This is a genomic window from Micromonospora sp. D75 (assembly GCF_018070405.1).
Taxonomy (GTDB): domain Bacteria; phylum Actinomycetota; class Actinomycetes; order Mycobacteriales; family Micromonosporaceae; genus Micromonospora; species Micromonospora chalcea.
On record NZ_JAGPXV010000681.1, the window covers coordinates 1 to 2,988 of the forward strand.

A 2,988-nucleotide genomic window follows, 5' to 3' on the forward strand; every position below is an offset into this window, starting at 1 on the left:
AGCCTCTGGCTGGCGCTCGCCGTCGGCGGCGTCGGCCTCTTCGTCGCCGGTGCGATCGTGGCCCGGTTCACCAACCGTGCCTGGTGGCGTGCCGGTCTGCGGCAGCTGCTGCTCGGCGCGCTGGCGGCCGGCGCCACCTACCTGATCGGCGCGCTGATCGGCGTCGGCGGCGGCATCGGCTGAGGCGGAGCCGTCCTCAGCCGGACAGCAGGTCGTCGATCGTGCCGTCGACCGGCCGGCCCCGGGCGGCCAGCTCCTCGGCCTGGCGGGTCAGCGCCGCGCCCACCTCGGTCATGTCCGCGCCGGCCAGCCCGGTACGCCGCACCGCGTCCCCGGCGTCGCGGAAGTAGGTGCGGCTGAACAGCCCCTGCACCGTCGCCGCGGCCAGCCGCGCCTCGCCGAGCATGAGCAGTGCCTGGTCCGTCTCGTACCACTCGGCCAGCCGCAACGCCCGGGCGTGCGCCGCGCTGCCCCGGTACCACGCCTGCCGCGCGGCGCCGGTGAACTCCGCCGGCCGGGCCCGCGCCAGTCGCGCCAGGTGCTCGTCGCGCAGCTTCGGCAGCCAGCCGGTCGGGTCGTGCAGGGCACGGGTGGTGACGTACCGATCAGCGGCCAGCGGCCACCGGGACGTGATCGTCGTCGCCCGGCGCAGGTAGTCGTCCGCCCCGGCCACTGTCAGGTCGACGAGCACCCCGTCGACCCGGCGGGTGGCCGGCGGCGGCCCGGCGCCGGGCCGGTAGGTGACGACCAGCAACCCGACCTCGCGGTCCCCGCCGCCGTCGTCGTCGCCGTGCGCGAGCGGACCGTGTACGGCGACCGCCAGCACGTCGGCCGGGAACCGCCGCAGGACGGCGTCACCGACGCGCTCGGCCACCTGCCACCGCGGGTCGTCCAGACGCCGCTCGGCGTTCACGTCGACAGCCACGGTCCACCTCCGTCCGAGCGCTCGCCTGCGGCAACCCTAGCCAGATCGGGCCGGGCGGCCCCGGGGGCGCGGATGTCGGATTGTGCGCGTCCGCGGCAGGGGCGCTCAGGCGTTCGGGACCAGGCGGAAGACGCGGATCTCGCGGTTACCGGCGCGCTCGACGTACGTGCGGTACGCGGGCCACTCCTGCACCAGCCGCTGGAACAGCCGTTCCCGTTCCTCGCCGGTGACCTGCTCGGCGGTGACCGGGATCCGGCGGCCCTTGACGTCCACCTCGGCGGCCGGATTGGCCATCAGGTTGAACGTCCAGGACGGCTGGTGCTGCTGCCCCCAGTTCGAGCCGATCACCACGTAGGCGTCGCCGTCGGGGACGTACACCAGGGGGTTGCTGCGGGGCTTGCCGGAGCGGCGGCCGGTGGAGGTGAGCACCAGCGTGGGCACGAGCCCGAAGGCGACCACTCGGCCCTTCGTCATCCGGCCGACCAGCCGGTCGGCCGGGACGAGCAGGCGCATGGTGGCGCCGAACCAACGCTGGTGACCGAGACGGCGGGTGAGGGTTCCCAGGGCTGACATCCGACAAGTGTGCCGCCCGCACCGCGCCCCGTCACCCCCTCGGACGGTCAGTCCGCCCCAAGGTCGACTCCATTTCCCCGAAGTGGTGGCATCCACCCCACCGCGATGCCGCCACTCCGGCGAAATGGTGTGGATCATGCCTGGGTGGCCGGCTCAGTCGAGCCGGCGTTCGATCGGCAGGCGGGACCTGGTGAACAGCGCCGCGCCGCCCATCGCCACCAGCGGCACCACGACCAGCGCGGCGAGCGTCACGCCGGGCACCGTCACCGGGTACGGCGGCTGCACCGGCCAGGAGTCCGCGTACCGCTGGTTGAGCGCGGCCAGGACGACCACGGCGGAGCCGAGCCCGGCGACGATGCCCAGCGCGGAGCCGAGCACCGCGATGACCCCGGCCTGGCAGAGCGACAGCAGGCGGCGTACCCGGGGATCGGCGCCCACCGCCGCGAGCGTGGACAGGTCCCGGCGGCCCTCGGCCGCGGCGAGGCCGGTGGCGACAGCGGCGGCGCCGAGCGTGATCACCCCCGAGGCCACCGCCAGCAGGAGCAGCATCGGGCGCTGGTCCGACGGCGGGTCGGCGGTCGCCACCTGCGCCGACATGGGCCCGATGTCGTACAGCTCGTCGGTCAGCATCTCCATCTGCCGATCGGTGGGCGAGCCGGCGGTGTCCAGCAGGTAGCCAAGCGGTACGGCGGACAGGCCGAGCGCGTCCGCGGCGGCGGGGGAGAGCACCAGCCGATCGACGCTGAGACCGCCGCGCAGCGCGTACGCGGGCAGGAGACGCCCGGTGGGCGGGCCGCCGGAGTTGTAGTTGACCTCCACCCGGACCTGCCCGTCCACCACCCGCCGGGCGTCGGTGACCACCACGCCGCCGGTGGCGAGCGTCCGGCGCGCGGCGGCCAGCTCGTCGGCGGGCGCGCCGGTGAGCGCGGCCAGCGCGGCGCCGTCGTCCACGAGCGCCGGCAGGTAGACGTCGACCGGCTCCTGGAAGGGGCTCACGCAGCGCGGATCGCGCCGGGCCGAGTCGGGAACCGGGTCGGAGGAGGTGTACGGGCAGCGCCGCTCCGGCGGAACGAGCGCGTACGCCGCGCAGTCGTTCTTGTCCCGGACGTCGCCGGCGCACCCGGGGACGGCGACGGGCGTCACCGTGGCGTCGGGCAGTACCGTGCGGGCCCGGTTGGCGACGACCTCGGCCGACGGCGGGCCCGCCGGGATCTCGCCGGAGTGGGTGAGCAGCACGTTGCCCGGCGGCAGGCCGGGCTGCCAGAGTTCCCGGGAGCGGGTCTCGTCACTCGCCACGTAGACGCCGAGCGCGACGCTTCCGGCGACGGCGGCCATCACCGCCGAGATGGCCGGCGCGGCCGACGACCGGTTGCGGCTGGCGTCGCGCAACGCGAGCCGGGGGGTGAGCGGCAGCAGCCGGCCGGCCCGGCCCAGCACGCCCACGAGCGTCGGGGTGCAGAACACCAGCCCCAGCTCGCCCAGGGCGACAC

The 2,988-nt window shown here is 75.6% G+C and carries 4 protein-coding genes; 1 reads left to right on the top strand and 3 read right to left on the bottom strand.

The annotated features are described in order from the left end of the window. Nucleotides 1-183: VIT1/CCC1 transporter family protein (locus tag KBX39_RS27565; protein WP_210873276.1), on the top strand; the 183-nt coding region annotated here is incomplete at its 5' end. Between the two features lie 13 nt (nt 184-196). Here KBX39_RS27565 and KBX39_RS27570 read toward each other — a convergent pair. From KBX39_RS27570 to KBX39_RS27580, 3 genes are all read right to left on the bottom strand, one after another. Further along, on the bottom strand, nt 197-925 hold the full coding sequence (locus KBX39_RS27570) for a nucleotidyltransferase domain-containing protein (RefSeq protein WP_210873279.1): 729 nt from the start codon (nt 923-925) through the stop codon (nt 197-199). A gap of 105 nt (nt 926-1,030) precedes the next feature. After that, nucleotides 1,031-1,498, bottom strand: coding sequence for a nitroreductase family deazaflavin-dependent oxidoreductase (locus tag KBX39_RS27575; protein ID WP_043325828.1), 468 nt, complete (start codon nt 1,496-1,498; stop codon nt 1,031-1,033). 153 nt (nt 1,499-1,651) lie between these two features. Beyond that, on the bottom strand, nt 1,652-2,988 hold a 1,337-nt coding region (locus KBX39_RS27580), incomplete at its 5' end, for an FtsX-like permease family protein (protein ID WP_210873281.1).